We start from the raw sequence: 18,826 nt of genomic DNA, 5'->3' as shown, positions 1-18,826 counted from the left end.
AGCTAAATAAATGAAACCTACGTCAATGCTTAGTTCATCAATCGATCAGCAATCGAGCGCGGTAGGCCATGCGATTGCTATTAGCGCCACCAACTGGGGATGGCGGCATGCCGATCGCACTACCGCGGCACTTGCCGGACTGAATCTGCAGATCCCCGCGGGGCAACGTGTCCTGCTTGCAGGTGCCTCGGGTGCCGGAAAATCAACGCTGCTCTATGCACTGGCCGGGGTGCTGCACGAGGATGATGACGCATTCTCCACGGGTGAGTTGCTTATTGATGGGAAGAGTCCAGCACAGGGCCGGGGACTGGTGGGACTGATGCAACAAGACCCAGAAACCCAAGTGGTTCAGGCCCGCGTGGGTGATGATGTTGCCTTTGGTGCCGAAAACCTTGCAGTTCCCGCGTCAGAGATTCAACGACGTGTCCTTATGGCGCTTGATGCCGTGGGTCTAAAACTTGATCTGGATCATCCAACAAGTGCCCTCTCCGGAGGCCAAAAGCAGCGCTTGGCCTTAGCCGGGATTCTTGCGATGGGCCCGGGACTCGTCCTTCTTGATGAGCCTACCGCCAACCTCGACCCGGAAGGCGTGCTGGAGGTTCGTGATGCGGTGATTGCTGCTGTTGAAGCAACGGGTGCAACGCTGTTGATCGTTGAACACAGGTTGGATGCTTGGGCACCATATATGGACCGCGTACTTGTGCTAGAACCCGGCGGCGGAATTATTCATGATGGCACTCCGCAACAGCTATTTGCCCCGGGATCAGTGCGTGAGCAGCTCATCGAGGCCGGGGTATGGGTGCCCGGGTATGTACCGCAACTAGAACCACTTCCACCGCTTGATTCGCATGCCAAGGAGACCTTGATGCAAGCAATCGAGGTCTCGGTGAGTCGCAACAAGGGCTCCAGCGTGGCAGCTCAGGACATGAATCTTGAACTCGTTTCCGGCAGTGCATGGTGCATCCGGGGAGCCAATGGTGCCGGGAAATCCACTTTTGCGCTGACCTTAGGTGGTCTACTACCGCAGGCCTCAGGAAGCATTGCGGCCACAGAAAAATTAGGTACCGGTGCCAGTGAGGCCCGACCCTACGATTGGCGTGCCACCGAATTGGTGGGCAGGATCGGATCGGTATTCCAAGAACCCGAACACCAATTTGTAACTGCTTCGGTGCGTGAAGAACTTGCCTTTGGCCCACGGCTTGCCGTGAAACCCGGGACCAAGGAAACACTGTTTAGCCCCGAAGAAATCGAGGCACGTGTAGATGAGCTGCTGCGTAGATTACGCCTTGAACACCTGGCCGAGGCCAACCCCTTCACCCTCTCGGGAGGAGAGAAGCGTAGGCTTTCGGTGGCAACGGTGCTTGCCTCCTCACCGGCGGTGCTCATTTTGGATGAACCAACCTTTGGCCAAGATGCTAATACGTGGCGTGAACTTGCGTTGCTTTTACGTGAAGAATTGGCTCGAGGTACAGCAGTGGTCGCCGTGACACACGATCAGGCCTTTGCCCAGACGCTGGGTGCCGCCGAGTTCTTCATTAGCCCCGCACCTCGAGGCGCAAAAGAAACGCAAGGTAAGAGCGGCCTACTAGAGGCCGATATACGTGGTGGAACAAGTTTTCTCGGAACGGCTAACCCGCTAGCCAAACTTGTGGCGGTGGGCCTTGCAACGATTCCCTTGATTGCCAGCATGGACTGGGTCAGCAGTTCTCTGGTGGTTGTGGTGACACTCTTACTGCTTCCCTTGGCTGGATTGTCATTGCGCCGGTTCTTTTCTCGCGCCTGGCCACTCCTCGTTGCAGCACTTTTTGCCGCGTGGGGGACTGCCCTGGTAGGCAATGATTCGGGTGCTGTCTTAGTGAACCTTGGACTATTTACCATTACGGAAGGTTCCGCGGCCTCGGGAGCGGCTACGGGTATGCGTGCCTTTGCCATAGCCATCCCTGCGGTGCTGGTGCTTTTCACCACGGATCCCACCGATCTTGCCAACGCCCTTGCCCAAAAAGCCAAGCTGCCACATCGATTCGTACTTGGTGCTCTGGCGGGTATGCGGTTACTGGGACTCTTGATTGAGGAATGGACAACCCTGGGGATGGCTCGCCGAGCTAGGGGAGTGGGTAGTCGTGGTTCTGTGATTCAACGACTCAAAGCTAACTTGGGTCAGGTCTTTGGGCTCTTGGTTCAGGCGATTCGGCGAGCCTCTCGTTTAGCCGTGACTATGGAAGCCAAAGGTTTTGGTACAGAGTCACGAACGTGGGTCCGTGATTCGGTGTTTACCTGGAAAGATCTTTGGATCGTGGTATTTGGGGCGGGTTTAGCCACCGCGGCGATTCTCGCCTCGGTGCTCAGCGGGTCATGGAATCTTGTCTGGGGTTAGACCTCTGGAGTACCTGATTTAGCGAATTTCATCATGACGGTGGGGCCCGAAACAATGGCATGGTTGCTATTGTTTCGGGCCCCACCGTTCGATGAATCCTTAGTCGGTGAATCCAGAAGCACCGATGGGAACGAGCCTGCCATCTCGGTATCCTTCAAGAACTAGTCGTTCATGATCCGGGACCAGATCAGGCAACGCATCAAGGGTAAACCAGCGCAGATCCGCGCACTTTTCGGGTTCTTGGATGTGTGCGGTGCCGGTCCACCTGGCACAGGTGAAGAAGAAATCGACCCGTTGATCGATGAGCCGATCCCCACCGTTGCTCCGGTGCAAGGTCGTTAACGGGATAAGCGCGTCCAAAGCAATACCGATGCCTAGTTCTTCCCTGGCTTCGCGTATTGCCGCACCAAATACTGACTCTCCGGGTTCAACGTGACCTGCTGCCGCACAAGCCCAATACCCATCCATGAATCCGGTGTTCTGTCGGAGTTGTAGAAGCACTTGATCTTCGTGCAGCAAAAGAACATAGGCGGCAGGAACCACCGCGAAACTCCTCGCGTTGGTTCCTGCCGCCGAGATTTGTGAGCTCATGAGGTGGCGCTAGCCAATCGCATTAACCATTGCGGTGAGTTCGGCATGAAGCTGTGCATCCCGATTGATGGTGGTCCGATCGATCGAGTTCACCGGGGTCAGTAGTCTGACACTAGAGACAAGCCAAACGCCCTCGGCGTCCATGAGGTGCGCCGGGGTCAGCGGGCCGTAGCCTAACTCCCAGCCCGCAGCCTGAGCAGCTTCAAAGATGGCACCCTGAGTGGTGCCGGGAAGGATCCCGGTTTCCAAGGTGGGGGTGATCAATCGCTTGGCTGTACCATCACGGTGCGCGAGCAATACGGTAGAGGTGGGACCCTCAAGGACAATGTCATCACTGGAAATAAAGATGACGTCATCGGCACCGTTCTTCTTTGCATGACGCAGTGCAGCCATATTAACCGCATAGGAAAGAGTTTTGGCACCCATGAGCAACCAAGGAGACCGTTCGGCAACCGTCGAATCGTAGCCACGATCCAACAAAATGACATCGATGCCACTTTCGCGCTGGGCCCGTCCCAGCGCCGGGGCCTGAGAAACGGTGACCCAGCAGGTACCAGAATTATTTCCCTCATTGCCACGGGTAGCAATCAGTTTGACTACTGCCTCATCGCAGGGAATTACCGCGTCGAAGGCTTCAATAGCCGTGTTGATTGCCGCACGCCAAACAGCTTCCTCGGGGATCACCAGATCACAGGTGGCCGCGGAGACACGCAAACGGGCTAGGTGTGCATCGATCTTGCGGACTACCGATCCGGTATAGAGAGCGGATTCAAACACACCGTCTCCACGGGTGACTCCCTGGTCCAAGACCGAGAGCTGTGGGATTGTTGCATCGGCAACTCGGCCGGCGGGAAACTCGGAATCAAGGAACACAAGAGCAGTCATAAATACCAGATTACCCGTGGCTGCCAGCCGACACCGTGAAGCGAACCGAGTATGTAGCAATAAAGGTGCTGACAACCGGCCTACGGGTAAGCTGAGCTTCAAGTGAAAGCGCGCTTTGGCAAGGAGAACGTAATGGAGTTCGCAGGCAGCGCCCTGAGCATTGGTGCTGTCCTCTGGTCGGTCGCGGTAACACTCGAGGTGATGGTGCGCATCACCATGATTGGTATTGTTCCGGGCAACCGCAGACCCACAACCGCCATGGCCTGGCTCTTGGCGATATTTTTCATCCCGTTTGTGGGCCTGATCTTGTATTGGCTTTTTGCGAATATCAAACTTTCCAGGCGGCGTACCGAACGCCAAAAACGTGTCAACGATTCAATCCTTGAGGCAACCCAACATCTAGTGGGTGATGATGTGGTTCCCGATGCCCCAGAATGGGTGCTCTCGGCAGTAGCGCTGAATAAGTCACTTGGAGCCTTGCCGCTGCAAGAAGGCAACGCCGTTGAATTCATTACCGGGTACGCCGAATCCTTTGATCAGATGCGCCTAGAAATTGATCGTGCGCAACGTTATATTCACATGCAGTTTTACATCATGGGTGATGACCCACTCTATGTAAGTCCCATCATGGAGGCCCTAGAACGTGCCGTGGCCCGCGGCGTCAAGGTCAGGGTACTCTTCGATCATTTGGGGAGCATGCGCGTCAAGGGATATTTCCAACTGACCCGCAGGCTCACCGATGCCGGGATCCACTGGCGTCCCATGCTCCCGGTGGCTCCCTTTAGGCGTCAATGGCGCCGCCCAGATCTACGCAACCATCGAAAAATCTTGGTGATCGATGGGCAGGTCGCGTTCACCGGAAGCCAGAACATGATTGAACCCGGTTATAAAAGGGCCTCGGCGCACAAGATCGGAAGGCAATGGGTTGAACTGATGATTAAGGTCCGTGGCCCCTTGGTCACAAGCCTTGACGTTGTCTTTGCCACAGATTGGTCCCAAGAAAGCGATGAAGACCTGCTCCACGATTTGGCCGAGGTGGAACTTGCCATGAGCCAGACGCCCAACGCCGGCGAAGACATTGGACAGCTGGTTCCCAGTGGACCGGGCTTTGAGGCAGAAAATAATCTGCGGCTGTTCAACACCCTGATCTATTCGGCAACCGAACGGCTTTCAATCACCAGCCCCTACTTTGTTCCAGACGATTCGCTGCTCTATGCCATCACCACTGCTGCCCAACGCGGGGTAGAAGTTGAATTATTCGTCTGCGAAAAAGGAGACCAACCGCTGGTGCACCACGCACAACGCTCCTACTATGAGGTGCTACTGAAATCAGGGGTAAGAATCTACCAGTACCCGGCACCCATGGTGCTGCATTCAAAATGCTTCACCGTTGATGATGAGGTAGCGGTCATGGGATCCTCAAATATGGATATGCGCTCTTTTTCGCTAAATCTTGAAATCACCATGATGTTCTTGGGCTCGGACATAGTCAATGAGCTTGGAAAAGTTCACGACGGATACCGGGCTGTCTCCAAGGAACTCACGCTCACCGAGTGGGATAAACGCAAGCCCTTGAGCCGTTGGATCGATAACGCTGCACGGCTCTCCGCAACACTGCAATAGACTCCCTGATCAGGCAGGGAAAACCGAACCCAAGGCAGAGAGCACACCGAATGCCTTGGTACGTACCTCATCCCATTCTTCCTGGGGGGAAGAATCCGCGGTAATTGCCCCACCGACCCCAAGACTCAGATCCCAGGTGTCGGTTTCCTTGGCATGAGACATCACCAAGGTACGAATCACCACCGATAGATCCGTGGCACCGGTGGCAGAGAAATATCCAACTGCACCGGAATACAGGCCACGAGTTCGCCCATCTTCAAGCTCGTCAAGAATCCGCATTGTTGAAATCTTTGGTGCCCCGGTCATCGAACCGGCGGGGAACGCGGCAGCAATGGCCTCGGCACGCGAAGCACCGGGAAGCAACCGGGCATCAATCGTTGAAACCATCTGATGCACTGTCGCATAGGATTCAATGGCACATAAGCGGGGAACCGAAAGTGTCGCAGGATCGGCAAAGCGCGATAAATCATTGCGCAAAAGATCCACGATCATGATGTTCTCCGCACGATCCTTGGCTGAAGACTCAAGTTCTTGGATCAGTGCAGCATCTTCTGCGGCGCTCTTGCCCCGTGGCCGGGTTCCCTTAATGGGTTCGGCACGCATCCATCCATTGGCCGCAATAGACATGAAACGTTCGGGGGAAGTACTGGCTGCCGCCATGTTTCCAAAGCGTAGATAATGAGCGAATGGAGCGGGATTTGCGGCTCGCAACCTCACATAGTTCTGCCACGGCTCGCAGCTAATATTCTGGGCCCGCAGGGACGTGGTTAGACAAACTTCATAGCTATAGCCCTGCCGGATCTGTTCCTGTGCGGCGCGTACCTTAGCCAGATACCCATGCTGGTCATCATGCGATTCAAAGATTGGAGCCGGAAGCAACGGCCGAGGTAGTTCAACAGCGGCTGGCAACTGAGCCAACACCTGTTGAACCTGGCTGCTGAAAGCCTTCGGATCACCATCAGCTGCACACAAAAGATGCACCATCCCCACCTGATGATCAAGGATGATGACCTGGGCGGGACGGATTAGCGCGGCATCGGCAATGCTGCCACCGGCGGATGCCGTCGGGACGATATTTCTTCCCCCGGTTTCTCGTTTCAGCTCATACCCGAGATAGCCAAGCCACCCCGGAACAAACGGTAGTTCTAAAGTATCGGGTAGGAAGGCGCCGGTGTCCCATTGCTGAGCCAAGAACTCAAAAAATCCACCGGGTATTCTGGCGGTGGCCGTACCTTCGCGCAGGATTCCCTGCCCACCAGTATGTTCAAAGATGGCGCTCGACTCGGTATTTGCGGCACCCATAATACTGAAACGGTTTCGTTGCCGCGGGTCGCTAAAGGCAAGGTTGCTTGATTCGAGTAACACCGCGTAGTGGGAATCCTTGTAGAGCGCTTCAAACAATGCTGCCGTATCCGGAGAACCCTGAATTTGCTGGTGCACCGGTAGCTGTGCCGAGGCCACAGCACGTTCGAGTGCCAAAAATCTGTAGGCATTAGGTAGCGCACTTAGCGCTCGCAGGGCGTGGGGTGCTGCGCTCCCATCTGCACGGTTGTTCACTACAATATCTGCCTGTTGGGGTACCTGGTCCATGGATAGATAGGCATCTTCTTGGGCCGCCCAGCGATCCCAGTGTGCGGCAAAAACCTCGCCGTCGCGGTCTAAGGCACGGGATTTTCGAGTGTCATCTGGAACCTCAACCCAGATCAGGGCATCGAGCATGTCGCGCGCTGCTGCGCAGCCAGCACCGACACCTTCGATGATGATCACGGGTGCTGGTGGCAGGGTGGCTTCGGTCCCGGGAATGCTCTTGACCCAATCCCAAGTGTCCCATGTTGCGTGCTCGCCGCGGCGTAGTGGAGCCAAAACATCGGAAACGTAGGCGGCGGAGCCTGCTGCAAGGCCGTCCCATCCGGGATAGATGTCTTCGAGGTGGAAGATGGCTACGTCTCGGTGACGGCGTAGTTCGGTAGCGAGTTCCACGGCAAGCGTGCTTTTTCCAGCGCCGGAGCGACCGTCAATGCCGAGGATGAATGCGGGGTTAGTTGCCACGTGAGGGCATGGTGTGGGCGCGCACGTAGTCAAGTACGCCCGGTATTGCTGAGCTGATCATTTGCCAACAGAGCCGGAAATCTGCCGAGTCACCAAACCACGGGTCGTAGATTCCTTGTTCTTCATGCGTTGATTTGGCCAAGGACGCGTCGAAGGAACGCATCATGCGTAGTTCGGGGCGTTGCTCCGGAGCAATAGATTGGAGCATTTTTTCTAATGCGTGGTGGTGGTCCTCGTCCATGGCCAAGACCAGATTCATGCCGGTGAGTTCCTCGGGTGTGAGGAGCTGAGCAACATGTTCTTCGGCGTTGATTCCGTGGGATTGGAGGATCGCGGCGGCGCGCGGGTCAATGGGCTTATCGACTTCCCCATTGCTGGTGCCTGAAGACGAGACCATGACGTCGCTGATTCCTGCATCGCGCAGTGCAGTGCGAAGCATGTACTCGGCCATGGGAGAGCGGCAAATGTTGCCTGTGCACACTGTCATTATCCGAAACATGAATTCAGTCTAGGACGCTTGAGCCCCTAGTGACAGGCTCAAACGCGCCGGAAGCCGAAGGTTATCGGATTGTGCCCTGAAGTAGTTGGTAGTTAGTGAATAAATACCAGTAGCGCTGCAACAAAAATGAAGAGGGTGCCAAAGGAAAGGTTGAGGATTCGTTGACCGCGTTCTGTAGCCGTAAAACGGCTGAAACTCTTGGCCGTTGCCGCAAAAAAGAACCACATGACCAAAATATCGACAACAACGATTGTTCCAATAAAGACCAGGTATTGGGGGAGTGCTGGTTGATCTAACCTGATGAATTGAGGTGTAAATGCCAAGAAAAAGACAACTGCCTTGGGATTGAGCAAATTGACCCAGAGCCCGCGAGTAAACATTTTTAGTGCTGGCTCTTGCCCACCCATGGAAATTTCTTCGGCACTTTGTGGCTTGGCAAGGATCAACCGAACGCCAAGATAGACAAGGTATGCGGCACCGGCATAGCGGATTCCGGTAAAGATGATGGGGGAACGTGACACGAGTAGTCCAACGCCTGCTGCAACAATGACAACATGAACCAACAGCGCAGCCTGTTGGCCTAGAATTCCCCACATGGAACGCCTGAAGCCAGAGTTCAGCGAATTGGTCATTGTATTAATGGCGCCGGCACCCGGGGTGAAGCTAATGAGTGTGGAAGCGCCAAGCAGCGAAAGCCAGAGGGAAAGAGTCACCGCAACAGTTTATGTGAGCCATAACTACAATCTTGAATGCTGACATTTAGTGTCCCATCACGTGAGACATTCGGTGAGATTACGCAGGGGGAAGTAACCGGTGGGAACCTGCAATCCGGGAATACCAAAGGGCCGAGGCCTTGGGGATGCGAGCCAATGATTCGTAGTCAACGCGAACCACACCAAATCGTTTCTCATACCCCCAGGCCCACTCGAAATTATCCAAGAGGGACCACACGAGATAGCCGCGAACATCGGCACCTTGTTTCATCGCCCGGTGAGTGGCACGTAAATGTGCTTCAAGGTAGGCACCACGAGTGGTCGAATCATCAACAAACCCAGATTCGTCGGGCACATCATCGTAGGCCGCCCCGTTCTCGGTGATGATCATATGAATGCCGGCGGGTCCCACGTACTCGTCCTGAAGTCGCAGCAAGAGCCTTTCAAGCCCCTCGGGCTGTACTTCCCATCCCATTGCCGTTACTGGCAAGTCCCTTGCAATGGTGCGCACACGCTCGGAGCCCACATAGGGGCTGCGCCGCGGAAGCCCGCCGGGACCGGTTAGGAAGAGATCCTTCTCGGGTAGCAATGGTTGGATGGGTGCGGCGACCAGCATCCCGTTGTAGTAATTCACTCCCAGGACATCGATGGGTGCGCTAATGGTTTCAAGGTCACCAGACCTAATCCAAGCCGATAGTCCCGCAGCGTTCATATCGGCAAGGACATCCTTGGGGTAGCTGCCACGGAATATCGGGTCAAGGAAGACTCTGTTGAACGCTCCATCGATTGCCCGGGCAGCATCAACGTCCTGAGCGTCTGTGGGGTCGGCCGGATCTGCAACGGTGAAGTTCAAAGTGATGCCCAAAGAATGCTCACGACTGCTGAGTTCGCGCATGCGTTGTGTGGCTAGTCCATGGCCGAGGAGTAAATGGTGTGCGGCGGCAACTGCTTGGGACGGATCGGTGAGGCCAGGAGCATGTTCGCCGGCCGCATATGAAAGGAATGAGGAACACCACGGCTCATTAAGGGTGGTCCAATGCTTGACTCGGTCCCCGAGGGCTTGGAAAACTTCAACGGCGTAGTCGGCAAAGCGGTAGGCGGTTTCACGGTTGGCCCAACCTCCTGACTCTTGGACGCTTTGGGGTAAATCCCAGTGGTAGAGCGTGAGCCAGGGTGTTATTTCTTGCTCGAGTAACTCATCAACAAGCCGGGAATAGAAGTCAATGCCCAACGGGTTCAGCTCGCGATCTCCGGGCTTGATCCGTGCCCATGAGGTAGAGAACCTGTAAGTATCAAGGCCCAGCCGCTTCATTAATGCAACATCCTGCGGCATCCGGTGATAGTGATCTGCTGCTATTGAGCCATCATGGCCGCCGGAGATCGCTCCGGGAACTTTGCAAAAGGTATCCCAGATGGAATCTTCGCGGCCGTCCTCGGTGCTTGCGCCCTCGATTTGGAAAGCGGCGGTAGCCGACCCAAATCTGAAATCAGCTGGGAATTCCAACGTGGTGGCGGTTTTGTAACCGTAGGTCAGGGCGGAAAACCCGGCTGGCGGGGGAAGGCTGGAATCGGTCACGAGCGGTTCCTCACTTGTCCTGCACTGCCCGGGGCTGTTGGGCAGGCTTCTACCCTGAGCCTAGTACTCGTGGCGGATTTGAACCATGAAGAATCGGAAGTGAAAAAGAGTTCCCTGGGGGATGTTGGAGGGATACCCGGGCGTTATTCGCCCACTTTGCTCGCATTGTCCACGCCGGAGATGGCTTCGGTCATGAACTTGGTAATTAAGGCTATGTCGGACTCTGCGTAATTTGCGATGATTCCCATCATGCTTGCGGCAAGCGGAGCGAACATGAGTTGTCCTTCCGTTTTGGCTTTCTGGGTAATGCGTATGCGCACCACGCGGCGGTCATTATCGATCCTCAGGCGTTCAACGTGACCACTGCGTTCGAGTCGCTCGAGTAGCGCGCTGGTCGCTGGGGCACTCAAGCTGAGTTCACGCGAGAGCTCTCCCGGGGTTGGGGCATTCCCTGCCAGCATGAATCGGATGATGATTGCAATCGCATTCATATCGGTGCGATGGAGGTGATGCCGAGTTCCTGTTGACTCCACATACCGGTCGGAGGCCTGCACAAACTGCTGAAGCAGCAACAGCAAAGCGTGGGCCGAGGAAGAATTCATAAAGCCAATCATAAGTCCGAGGTTGCGGTAGTTCCATGATGGAAATATTATTTAGGGCAGGTACTTTGTTTTCATCTCGAGAAGTTCGCCATCGCGAAAAGGGAAACCATGGAGAAGCACGTTGCGGAACCAGTCGTAGCCACGACTCAGCCAGATTCATCCGGCAAGAACAAATTGGCGGTGAGCGGCAAGGCGCGTGCCTTAGTTGCGGTAGTTCTGGTCCTCGTATGGCTCGGTGTTGCCGGGGTGGGTGGGCCAACCTTCGGAAAGCTTAGCGAGGTGCAGACCACCGATCAGGCGTCATTCCTGCCAGCCTCGGCCGAGGCCACCCGGGCACTCGAATGGCAAGCAAAATTCCGCACCTCCGATGCGATTCCAGCAGTCGTTGTCATCGCTGGCGATACGGCCCTGGACCAGGCTGCCATTGCCAAGGTCGCCGAGTCGCTGAAAGACCTTCGGGATCTCGACGGTGAAATCATCGGGCCCTTCGCCTCGCAAGACTCACTAGCCGCCCAGCTGTTGGTGCCACTGAGTACATCCGGTGAAACCAAGGAAGCTGTTCAGGCGCTGCGCACCGAGCTTGATGAGCGGATCCCCGAGGGCACTCGCGCCTACGTGACGGGGCCTGCCGGGTTCAACGCGGACCTGGTGGAGGCATTCGGCGGCATTGACGGGGTGCTGCTGGGCGTGGCACTCTCGGCGGTGCTGTTGATCTTGTTGCTGGTCTACCGCTCGATCCTGCTGCCCTTCGTGGTCCTATTCACTGCCGTCGCTGCGTTGTGTGCGGCCATCGTTGCCGTGTACTTCATGGCCAAGGAAGGTTGGATCCGGCTGGACGGGCAAAGCCAAGGAATCCTCTCGATCCTTGTCATTGGAGCCGCCACCGACTATTCGCTTCTGTACGTTGCAAGGCACCGCGAGGCGCTGGCCCACGGGGCAACCCGTTGGGAGGCCACAACCATTGCCTGGAAACGTTCGGTCGAACCAATCCTTGCCTCCGGCGGCACCGTGACCGTGGGCCTGCTGTGCCTGCTGTTCTCCGACCTGAACTCGAACAAGGCACTGGGGCCCATCGGCGCCAGCGGCATTGTCTTTTCCATCATCGCGGCGCTGAGCTTTCTGCCCGCTGCACTGGGGCTGTTGGGGCGTTCGGCCTACTGGCCGTTCATACCAAAACCCGCCCGTCCATTGGGCCCCGAGGAACTCCCGGATGGACTCTGGGGAAACCTCGCAAGATTCGTGGGACGCCATCCGCGCCCGATCTGGATCATTACAGCGATTCTCCTGGTGGCTGGTGCCCTAGGAGTGACCCAGTTCAAGGCATCAGGGGTCCCGCAAAGCGACCTTGTCTTAGGGCAAACCGATTCTCGCGACGGACAAGTGGTCCTGGGCCAGCATTTCCCCGGTGGCACCGGCAGCCCGGCCTTCGCCATCGTTGGTAGCGGCACCGCCCAGGAAGCGCTTCCGAAAATCGAAAAGCTTGACGGGGTAGCTTCCGCCTATATCCAGGCCCCGGACGGGGGACCGGCGCTGGCGGATGCGGGGCGCAAACCCCAAGTTGTTGAGGGTAAATCGCTGATCTCGATCACCCTTGATGATGCCGCCGACTCGGATGCCGCCAAGGCAACACTTGTCGAGCTCCGAACCGCCATCCACGGAATGGACCCGGAATCCCTGGTCGGCGGCACCACGGCAACACTTAGCGACACGGCGACAACCGCCGAGACCGACCTAGTGAAGATCATCCCGCTGATCCTCGGTGCCATCCTGCTGATCCTGATGTTGTTGTTACGCTCCATCGTTGCCCCGGTATTGCTTGTGGCAACCACCGTGCTGTCCTATGGAACGGCGATGGGCATATCGGCCTGGGTATTCAACGGAATCTTCAAATTTTCTGGTGCAGATCCCTCGGTACCACTCTTTGGCTTCGTGTTCCTCGTTGCTTTGGGTGTTGACTACAATATCTTCTTAATGACCAGAGTCCGCGAGGAGTCAATGCTGCATGGAACACGAGCCGGCGTGCTGCGTGGGCTTTCGGTGACCGGCGGTGTGATCACCTCGGCCGGTGTGGTGCTTGCCGCAACATTCGCCGCCCTAGGCATCATCCCGATCATGTTCCTAGTTCAGCTCGGATTCATCGTTGCCTTCGGTGTCCTGCTCGATACCTTGGTGGTCAGATCGTTCTTAGTTCCGGCTCTCGTTTATGACATCGGCCCGAGGGTGTGGTGGCCAAGTGAGTTGGGAGCTAAAAGGTAACGGATCTCTCGTCCGGTCAACCTTGGTGTACTGATAAGATTGAAACTTGTGGATCGGTAATTCCTAAAGATTAGTTTCCTAGGGGTTCAGCGGTCCATGCGTCGACAGATTAGATTTCCCGGTCCGCCGTTCGATACATCTTTCTCTTTGAATGATCACGGTGTGCACCATGTGCGCTTTGCGCCATCTTGGCTCTCTCTTTCTTCGGCGACCACGCGCGCCGAAACCGTCGTGCGAAGCTTTGAGAGAAAGAACCACGTGAGTCCTTCATTCACTTCCCTTGGTGTGCCCGCAATCTTCGCCCAGGTCCTTGCCGACCAGGGAATCGAAACAGCATTCCCCATCCAGGAAGCAACACTTCCAACCACCCTCAAGGGTGGCGACGTCCTAGGTCGCGGACAGACCGGCTCGGGCAAGACCCTTGCCTTCTCGCTTCCCGTTGTCGCCCGACTGGCCGCTAACCCCAAGCCACGCAAGGCACGTTTCCCCCGTGCCCTGATCATGGCACCAACCCGCGAACTGGCAACCCAGATCGCCAAGGTTGTTGAGCCAATGGCCCAGGCAGCAGATTTGCGCACCGCAGTGGTCTTTGGTGGCGTCTCCCAGCTACGCCAGGAAAAGGAACTCAACGCCGGCGTTGACATCCTCATTGCCTGCCCGGGTCGCCTCGAAGATTTGCTCAAGCAACGCGTTGCAGATCTTTCCCGCGTAGAAATCTCCGTCCTTGACGAAGCCGATCACATGGCAGACCTTGGCTTCCTTCCGGTCGTCAAGCGCATCCTTGACCAGGCTCCGCGCGGTATCCAGCACATGCTCTTCTCCGCGACTTTGGATAACGGCGTGGACAAGCTGGTCCAGCGTTACCTGGATAACCCAACCGTGCATTCGGTTGACGCTCCTTCGGCCTCGGTGAACACCATGGAACACCACGTGTTCATGGTTTCAAACGACGACAAGAAGGAACTGGTCCGCACCCTGGCCTCCGGCTCCGGTCGTCGCATCATGTTCATGCGCACCAAGCACCACGCCAAGAAGATGGCCGTCTGGCTGTCCAAGTGCGGCATCCCCACCGTTGATTTGCACGGCAACCTGAGCCAGAACGCTCGCGACCGTAACCTTGCCGCATTCTCCGCAGGCGATGCCCGCGTACTTGTGGCAACCGACGTTGCGGCCCGTGGCGTACACGTTGACGGTGTTGAACTTGTTGTTCACATCGATCCACCGGCCGAGCACAAGGCTTACCTGCACCGCTCGGGCCGTACTGCTCGTGCCGGTTCGGACGGAACCGTTGTCACCATCGCCACCCCGGATCAGCAGAGCGATGTTAAGTCACTGTTGAAGGCAGCCGGCCTGAAGGTGCCGATCGTCAAGGTAACCCCAAACGCCCAGATCGTCTCCGACGTTGTTGGCGAGCGCGCAGAGCCGGTTGCTTATGTTGCACCGCAGCTGCGCAGCACTGCCACGGTCCGCAAGGACACCTTGAACGATTCGGATGCCGCGGGGGGCCGTGGCCGTCGTCGTGGCGGTCGTGGAACCTCCAAGAGCAATGCTCCGGCTCGCAGCAATTCCTCAGAAGCCCCGCGTAACCGCGATGAAAATCGTGGCGAGCGCCGTGCTGAAGGGCGGGGCTACGCGGCAACTTCAACCCGTAATAGCGTGTCCGAACGTCGCAGCGAAGGCCGCAGCGAAAACCGTGGCGAAGGTCGCGGCTATGCAGCACCGGGTGCTCGCACCGGGGAACGCCGCAATGATTCACGTGGCAACGGTTCGGCGCCTCGTGGTGGCGAACGCCGCGAAGACAGCCGTGGGGGCAACCGCTCGGATCGCCGTGCTGATATGCGCCAGGACGATCGCGATGTGGCTCGTCGTGGTGCCGGACGCGGTAACGCAACCGCTCGCAACAATGCGGGCCAGCGTCAGGGGTCGGGCGCAAGCTCACGCCCACGCGGTGGAAATACAGTTGGCGAAGCCCTAGGTGCTTCAAAGGTTGAAGCGGCGAACGGTGCAAGCCGTGGTGGCGGCCGCTCACGCGGTCCGCGCCGTGCCTCGGCACCGGCCTCGAACGGCCGCAGCTACTAAGACTTCAGCGTCTGGGCTTGAAAGTAACTAGCCCAAAAGCATGAGACCTAGTGGGTCGCGTGTACAAGGAAACTTGTGCAGGCGACCCACTAGGTGTTTAACGCCAATGAGTAGGGGCGAATCGACTCATCCGTTTGTATGAAGTGGGCCTTGTTGTCTGCCTTCGATCTCATCCGCAAGGGCCGGCAGGGGAGCGGTGCTTATTCATAGGCTTAGGTGTGTAAAGAGCCGACGGCAAAGAATTTGCCGACCGACCGAATTGGAATCACACAATGATCGAATCAGTACAGGACTTCGCCGCAACATTCCCGCCAGCACTGCAGTGGGTTGCAGTCATTCTTGCGGCAGCCATTCCCTTCATTGAGTCCTACTTTGGATCCGTCATTGGTGTGGTGCTTGGTATGAATCCGGTGCTTGCCATCCTTGCTGCAGTCATCGGCAATGTCGCTTCAATGCTTTTGCTGGTCAACGGCGCTCACTTGTTGCGCCGTTCGGTCACCAAGGGCAAGGAAGAAAAAGAATCAAAGCCAAAGTACGTGAAGCTTCGCGCCGCTTTTGACAAGTACGGGGTTGCTGGAGTGAGCCTCTTGGGTCAGGCGATCTTGCCGAGTCAGATCACCTCTGCCGCGTTGGTTTCTTTCGGCGCTTCGAAGAACCAAGTGATCTTCTGGCAGATCATTTCCATCATTCTGTGGGGTTCAGCTTTCGGTGCCCTTGCCTACTTTGGTATCGATGTAATGCTGGGCCGCTAGAACAAAATGCTGCACTATGGAAAAATAGCGCAGCTTATTGGTGCCCGAAGCACTTGGCTAAACTCTTTCAACGAGGCATCAGCAGTTGTCATTTTTAGGGACTAAATAGTGTCCCAGTTAGCGTACCTTCACCGGGCATTTTTGCGGGCGGGGTATACGGGACAGAAAAAATATCTAGTTTTCAAAGGAGCAGGTCGACTGGAGTTTTGCCCGCAAGAGGACCGGCTTGCGGGACACTCTCAAACAAACCCCGCAGAAAGTCACATTGCCACAGTCGAGCTTACTTTTGCTCGCAATTGGATAGGCTACTGCAATGAAATCACTATCGATTGGTGCAACTGTCCTACTCCTAGTTGCTGCGGGTTTTGCTTTTCCAGTCAATCCACTATGGGGTGTACTTTCGCTTGCTGCTGCGGTTTGTTCAGCTGCTACCTATCTCGTATACAGAAAACAGGCAAAAAGCACCCGCTAATTCTAGACTTCTCGATGCATTGGTCCCAGTGAGGGTTCCGCTTGCGGAGCTGTGTCCCCTTTCAGGGCAACCGACATCGAGGTGCGGTCAAAGGCAGCCGACGCCGTTTCTCAGCCCGCGTAAGTTCGGTCGACGGCTTCCTGGGCGCTTTTGTCTGGGGGAAACTCGATCTGAACACGATCTTCCGATGCTCGTGTTCCGGGTTTCCGCCGCGCAAGGCCGGAGCCATGATCAGGACCAGTTTTTCTGCGGCAAGATGCTGATTTATCCCGGAGATACAAGCATGAGCCCACAGGTTGGAAACCGTCAGTGGGTTGGAACAGCTATGGAACAGCTGAAGATGGAGGTGTCTTCGCGCTAGATGTCGGGACCAATACCACTGGAACCTGCGGATGGAGTAGTGCTCGCAGGACCATTGAGTTATGCCTGAACTGACCCAAGTTCCACGGAGTCCTTTTCTGATGGGCCCCGATAACCAATAGGGTCGCTTCAAGACGCTCGGCCACTTTGGCAAGTGCCCGTGCAGGATCTCCATAGGCTATCTTCAGGACCCACGGAACAGGTGCTTGAAGAAGTACATCCTCAAGACGCTGTTGCAAGTCGTCGACTTGTTTTCCGCCGAACTCATCGCGTTCTGTCTGGGGCAGACTGAAGAAATCCGTGTCATCGTCAACCATCTGTTCCCCCAAGGCAGGACACGAGATCACATAGACGCACACTAGATACTGCTTCAGCTCAGCAGCAAGCCGCACGCCCATCGAGAGCACACGCGGGTGTTGATGCGGTCGAACTCCAACCACTATCGCTCCGTGCAACAGGCCGTTGCCGTGGAACGTTGACATGCTCATCATCACCTCGTATTCGGCGGCTCGAAAAGCGAAGGGAAATCTGGCTCAATTCTCCTAGTGCTGGGTGCAGGTTGGCAAGGAACGGCCGCTGCCACTCGGTCAGCGCAGCGTTCCTTGACGGTGTTTACACCAGACGAGAAAATTGAGAGAAACGGTTCCTCTTGAAGGAGACTCGTCATGAAACAGAAACGGCGAAGAACGAATAGGTACTACGTTCAGCCTTTCTCACTCGGGCAGAACGCATGGCCTTTGACGATCAGGGAAATCCTTCGCATGTTCCAGTACGTGGGTATTGCCTGTTGGATCACCTTGATCCTGGTATTGGAGATATTTGCCGATCTTCACCCTGACTCTGCTGCCGCGAGTTTCGTGGGGTTCTTTGTCTTCATTCTATTATTGGTGCCGACGCTCCATGCGATACATCGACTCCTCCGGCCCTCCGACACGGAGATCGGTGAACGTTGGGCCTACATTTTGTCCCACCCGCAGGAGTATCCCGGTGAAGCGTCCGCCAACAGCCCGGATTGATGAGTCTTCTCTGAAGCAACCGAAGAAGTCATCACCTGCCTCTCCAAGTTATGTACCGTCAGTTCGACAATGTCGTGTCATGGAGAGTTCGCTCAGAGGAATCGGGAATCCCGCCGATGCTGAGTCCCACAGAGCCTTCCTCTTCTGAGAACGGGGGAGTTGTGCTGAAAACTTCTGTCAGTGACATAACTTGCAGAGTACTTCGTGGGTTAGCCAAGCTTCCAGGAGCGCCTTGTGCAGGCCACTGAGACGCTTAAAAAACAACCGGGATTACTTGGAGGAGCCGACCTAGTTGTATTCGAACCAGGTCAGGATCGCCTTGACCCGGCGGTTGTCTTGGCCAGGTGGCATCCCCAGTTTGAGAAATACGTTCGCCACATGCTTACTTACCGCAGCAGCAGAGAGAAAGAGTTCCTCGGCAATTTCCGCGTTGGATCGTCCCTGAGCCATCAGAGCCAAGACTTCCAATTCACGCGGAGTCAGCCGTGCCAAGGGGCCGTCTTCGGTGGCTGAATGGGTGATGTATTTGATGACCTCCGGATCAATAACCACCCCGCCTCCCGCGACCGTGTCCAGCACACGAAGGAAGTCCGCAATGCGACCCACCTTTTCTTTCAACAGGTAGCCCACTGCCCCGTCCGCGCCCGGACCTTTCAATAGTTCGCGCACATAGGGTCCCGTGACGTATGCGGAGAGTACCAGGATGGGCAGCCCCCGATGCCGGGAGCGCAGGTCGATTGCCGCGCGAAGTCCATCGTCGGTGTTGCCCGGTGGCATCCGCACGTCGGTCAGCACCAGATCCGGCAGTTCCGCATCGCGCGCGAGTGAATCGACGGCAAGGATGAGCTCCGTTGCGCTTTCACACTCACGAATCACCTCGTGACCGTTGGAAATCAAAATTTCTCGAATGCCGGCCCGCATCAACAGGCTGTCATCAGCCAACACAATTTTCATGAGGACATCCAAGATAGCAGGAACA

Annotated in this window: 15 protein-coding genes; 6 read left to right on the top strand and 9 right to left on the bottom strand. The window is 56.3% G+C overall.

Annotated elements, in window-relative coordinates; translation table 11 throughout:
- The first annotated feature begins 10 nt into the window (after positions 1-10).
- Entirely contained in the window at positions 11-2,374 is a 2,364-nt protein-coding gene (locus CQ018_RS03640) for an ATP-binding cassette domain-containing protein (protein ID WP_374954176.1), read from the top strand.
- A 99-nt stretch (positions 2,375-2,473) separates the two neighbouring features.
- Here the strand turns inward: CQ018_RS03640 and CQ018_RS03635 are convergent, their stop codons facing one another.
- Together CQ018_RS03635 and CQ018_RS03630 are read right to left on the bottom strand one after the other, a co-directional pair.
- Positions 2,474-2,965 carry an NUDIX domain-containing protein gene (locus tag CQ018_RS03635; RefSeq protein WP_105548564.1) on the bottom strand — a complete coding sequence of 164 codons (492 nt, stop codon included), beginning with the start codon at positions 2,963-2,965 and terminating at the stop codon, positions 2,474-2,476.
- 9 nt (positions 2,966-2,974) lie between these two features.
- The gene (locus CQ018_RS03630; protein ID WP_105548563.1) at positions 2,975-3,850 is read right to left on the bottom strand and encodes an aminodeoxychorismate lyase; all 876 of its coding nucleotides are present in this window, start codon (positions 3,848-3,850) and stop codon (positions 2,975-2,977) included.
- Positions 3,851-3,982: 132 nt separating this feature from the next.
- On the opposite strand from CQ018_RS03630, the gene cls reads away from it, so the two are divergent.
- On the top strand, positions 3,983-5,473 hold the full coding sequence (gene cls, locus CQ018_RS03625; RefSeq protein WP_105548562.1) for a cardiolipin synthase: 1,491 nt from the start codon (positions 3,983-3,985) through the stop codon (positions 5,471-5,473).
- A gap of 9 nt (positions 5,474-5,482) precedes the next feature.
- Here the strand turns inward: cls and CQ018_RS03620 are convergent, their stop codons facing one another.
- The 5 genes from CQ018_RS03620 to CQ018_RS03600 all read right to left on the bottom strand — a co-directional run bounded on the left by CQ018_RS03620 (position 5,483) and on the right by CQ018_RS03600 (position 10,912).
- Positions 5,483-7,522, bottom strand: coding sequence for a chorismate-binding protein (locus CQ018_RS03620; RefSeq protein WP_181149704.1), 2,040 nt, complete (start codon positions 7,520-7,522; stop codon positions 5,483-5,485).
- Entirely contained in the window at positions 7,512-8,021 is a 510-nt protein-coding gene (locus CQ018_RS03615; protein WP_105548560.1) for a low molecular weight protein-tyrosine-phosphatase, read from the bottom strand. Before CQ018_RS03615 ends, CQ018_RS03620 begins: the two co-directional genes overlap by 11 nt.
- Positions 8,022-8,113: 92 nt before the next feature.
- Complete coding sequence (locus tag CQ018_RS03610; protein ID WP_105548559.1) at positions 8,114-8,734, bottom strand: LysE family transporter; 621 nt, start codon at positions 8,732-8,734, stop codon at positions 8,114-8,116.
- A gap of 79 nt (positions 8,735-8,813) precedes the next feature.
- Positions 8,814-10,310 (bottom strand): glycoside hydrolase family 1 protein, encoded by a 1,497-nt coding sequence (locus CQ018_RS03605; RefSeq protein WP_258142380.1) that lies wholly within the window; start codon positions 10,308-10,310, stop codon positions 8,814-8,816.
- A gap of 143 nt (positions 10,311-10,453) precedes the next feature.
- Positions 10,454-10,912 (bottom strand): MarR family transcriptional regulator, encoded by a 459-nt coding sequence (locus CQ018_RS03600; protein ID WP_105548705.1) that lies wholly within the window; start codon positions 10,910-10,912, stop codon positions 10,454-10,456.
- Between the two features lie 108 nt (positions 10,913-11,020).
- Between CQ018_RS03600 and CQ018_RS03595 the strand changes: the two genes are divergently transcribed.
- The 3 genes from CQ018_RS03595 to CQ018_RS03585 all read left to right on the top strand — a co-directional run bounded on the left by CQ018_RS03595 (position 11,021) and on the right by CQ018_RS03585 (position 15,999).
- Entirely contained in the window at positions 11,021-13,168 is a 2,148-nt protein-coding gene (locus tag CQ018_RS03595; RefSeq protein WP_105548558.1) for an efflux RND transporter permease subunit, read from the top strand.
- Between the two features lie 258 nt (positions 13,169-13,426).
- On the top strand, positions 13,427-15,247 hold the full coding sequence (locus CQ018_RS03590) for a DEAD/DEAH box helicase (protein ID WP_105548704.1): 1,821 nt from the start codon (positions 13,427-13,429) through the stop codon (positions 15,245-15,247).
- A 272-nt stretch (positions 15,248-15,519) separates the two neighbouring features.
- The gene (locus CQ018_RS03585; protein ID WP_105548557.1) at positions 15,520-15,999 is read left to right on the top strand and encodes a hypothetical protein; all 480 of its coding nucleotides are present in this window, start codon (positions 15,520-15,522) and stop codon (positions 15,997-15,999) included.
- 795 nt (positions 16,000-16,794) lie between these two features.
- Here the strand turns inward: CQ018_RS03585 and CQ018_RS03580 are convergent.
- Entirely contained in the window at positions 16,795-17,313 is a 519-nt protein-coding gene (locus tag CQ018_RS03580; RefSeq protein ID WP_181149703.1) for a universal stress protein, read from the bottom strand.
- 183 nt (positions 17,314-17,496) lie between these two features.
- Here CQ018_RS03580 and CQ018_RS03575 point away from each other — a divergent pair, with 183 nt between their 5' ends.
- Positions 17,497-17,847, top strand: a complete 351-nt coding sequence (locus CQ018_RS03575; RefSeq protein ID WP_105548555.1) for a hypothetical protein — start codon at positions 17,497-17,499, stop codon at positions 17,845-17,847.
- Between the two features lie 288 nt (positions 17,848-18,135).
- On the opposite strand, the gene CQ018_RS03570 is transcribed toward CQ018_RS03575, so the two are convergent.
- Entirely contained in the window at positions 18,136-18,801 is a 666-nt protein-coding gene (locus CQ018_RS03570; RefSeq protein ID WP_105548554.1) for a response regulator transcription factor, read from the bottom strand.
- Positions 18,802-18,826: the final 25 nt, after the last annotated feature.

The organism is Arthrobacter sp. MYb227 (genome assembly GCF_002975435.1).
Taxonomy (GTDB): domain Bacteria; phylum Actinomycetota; class Actinomycetes; order Actinomycetales; family Micrococcaceae; genus Paeniglutamicibacter.
The sequence above is the reverse complement of the archived record's forward strand: the minus strand, read 5'-3'. Positions and strand labels throughout refer to the sequence as shown.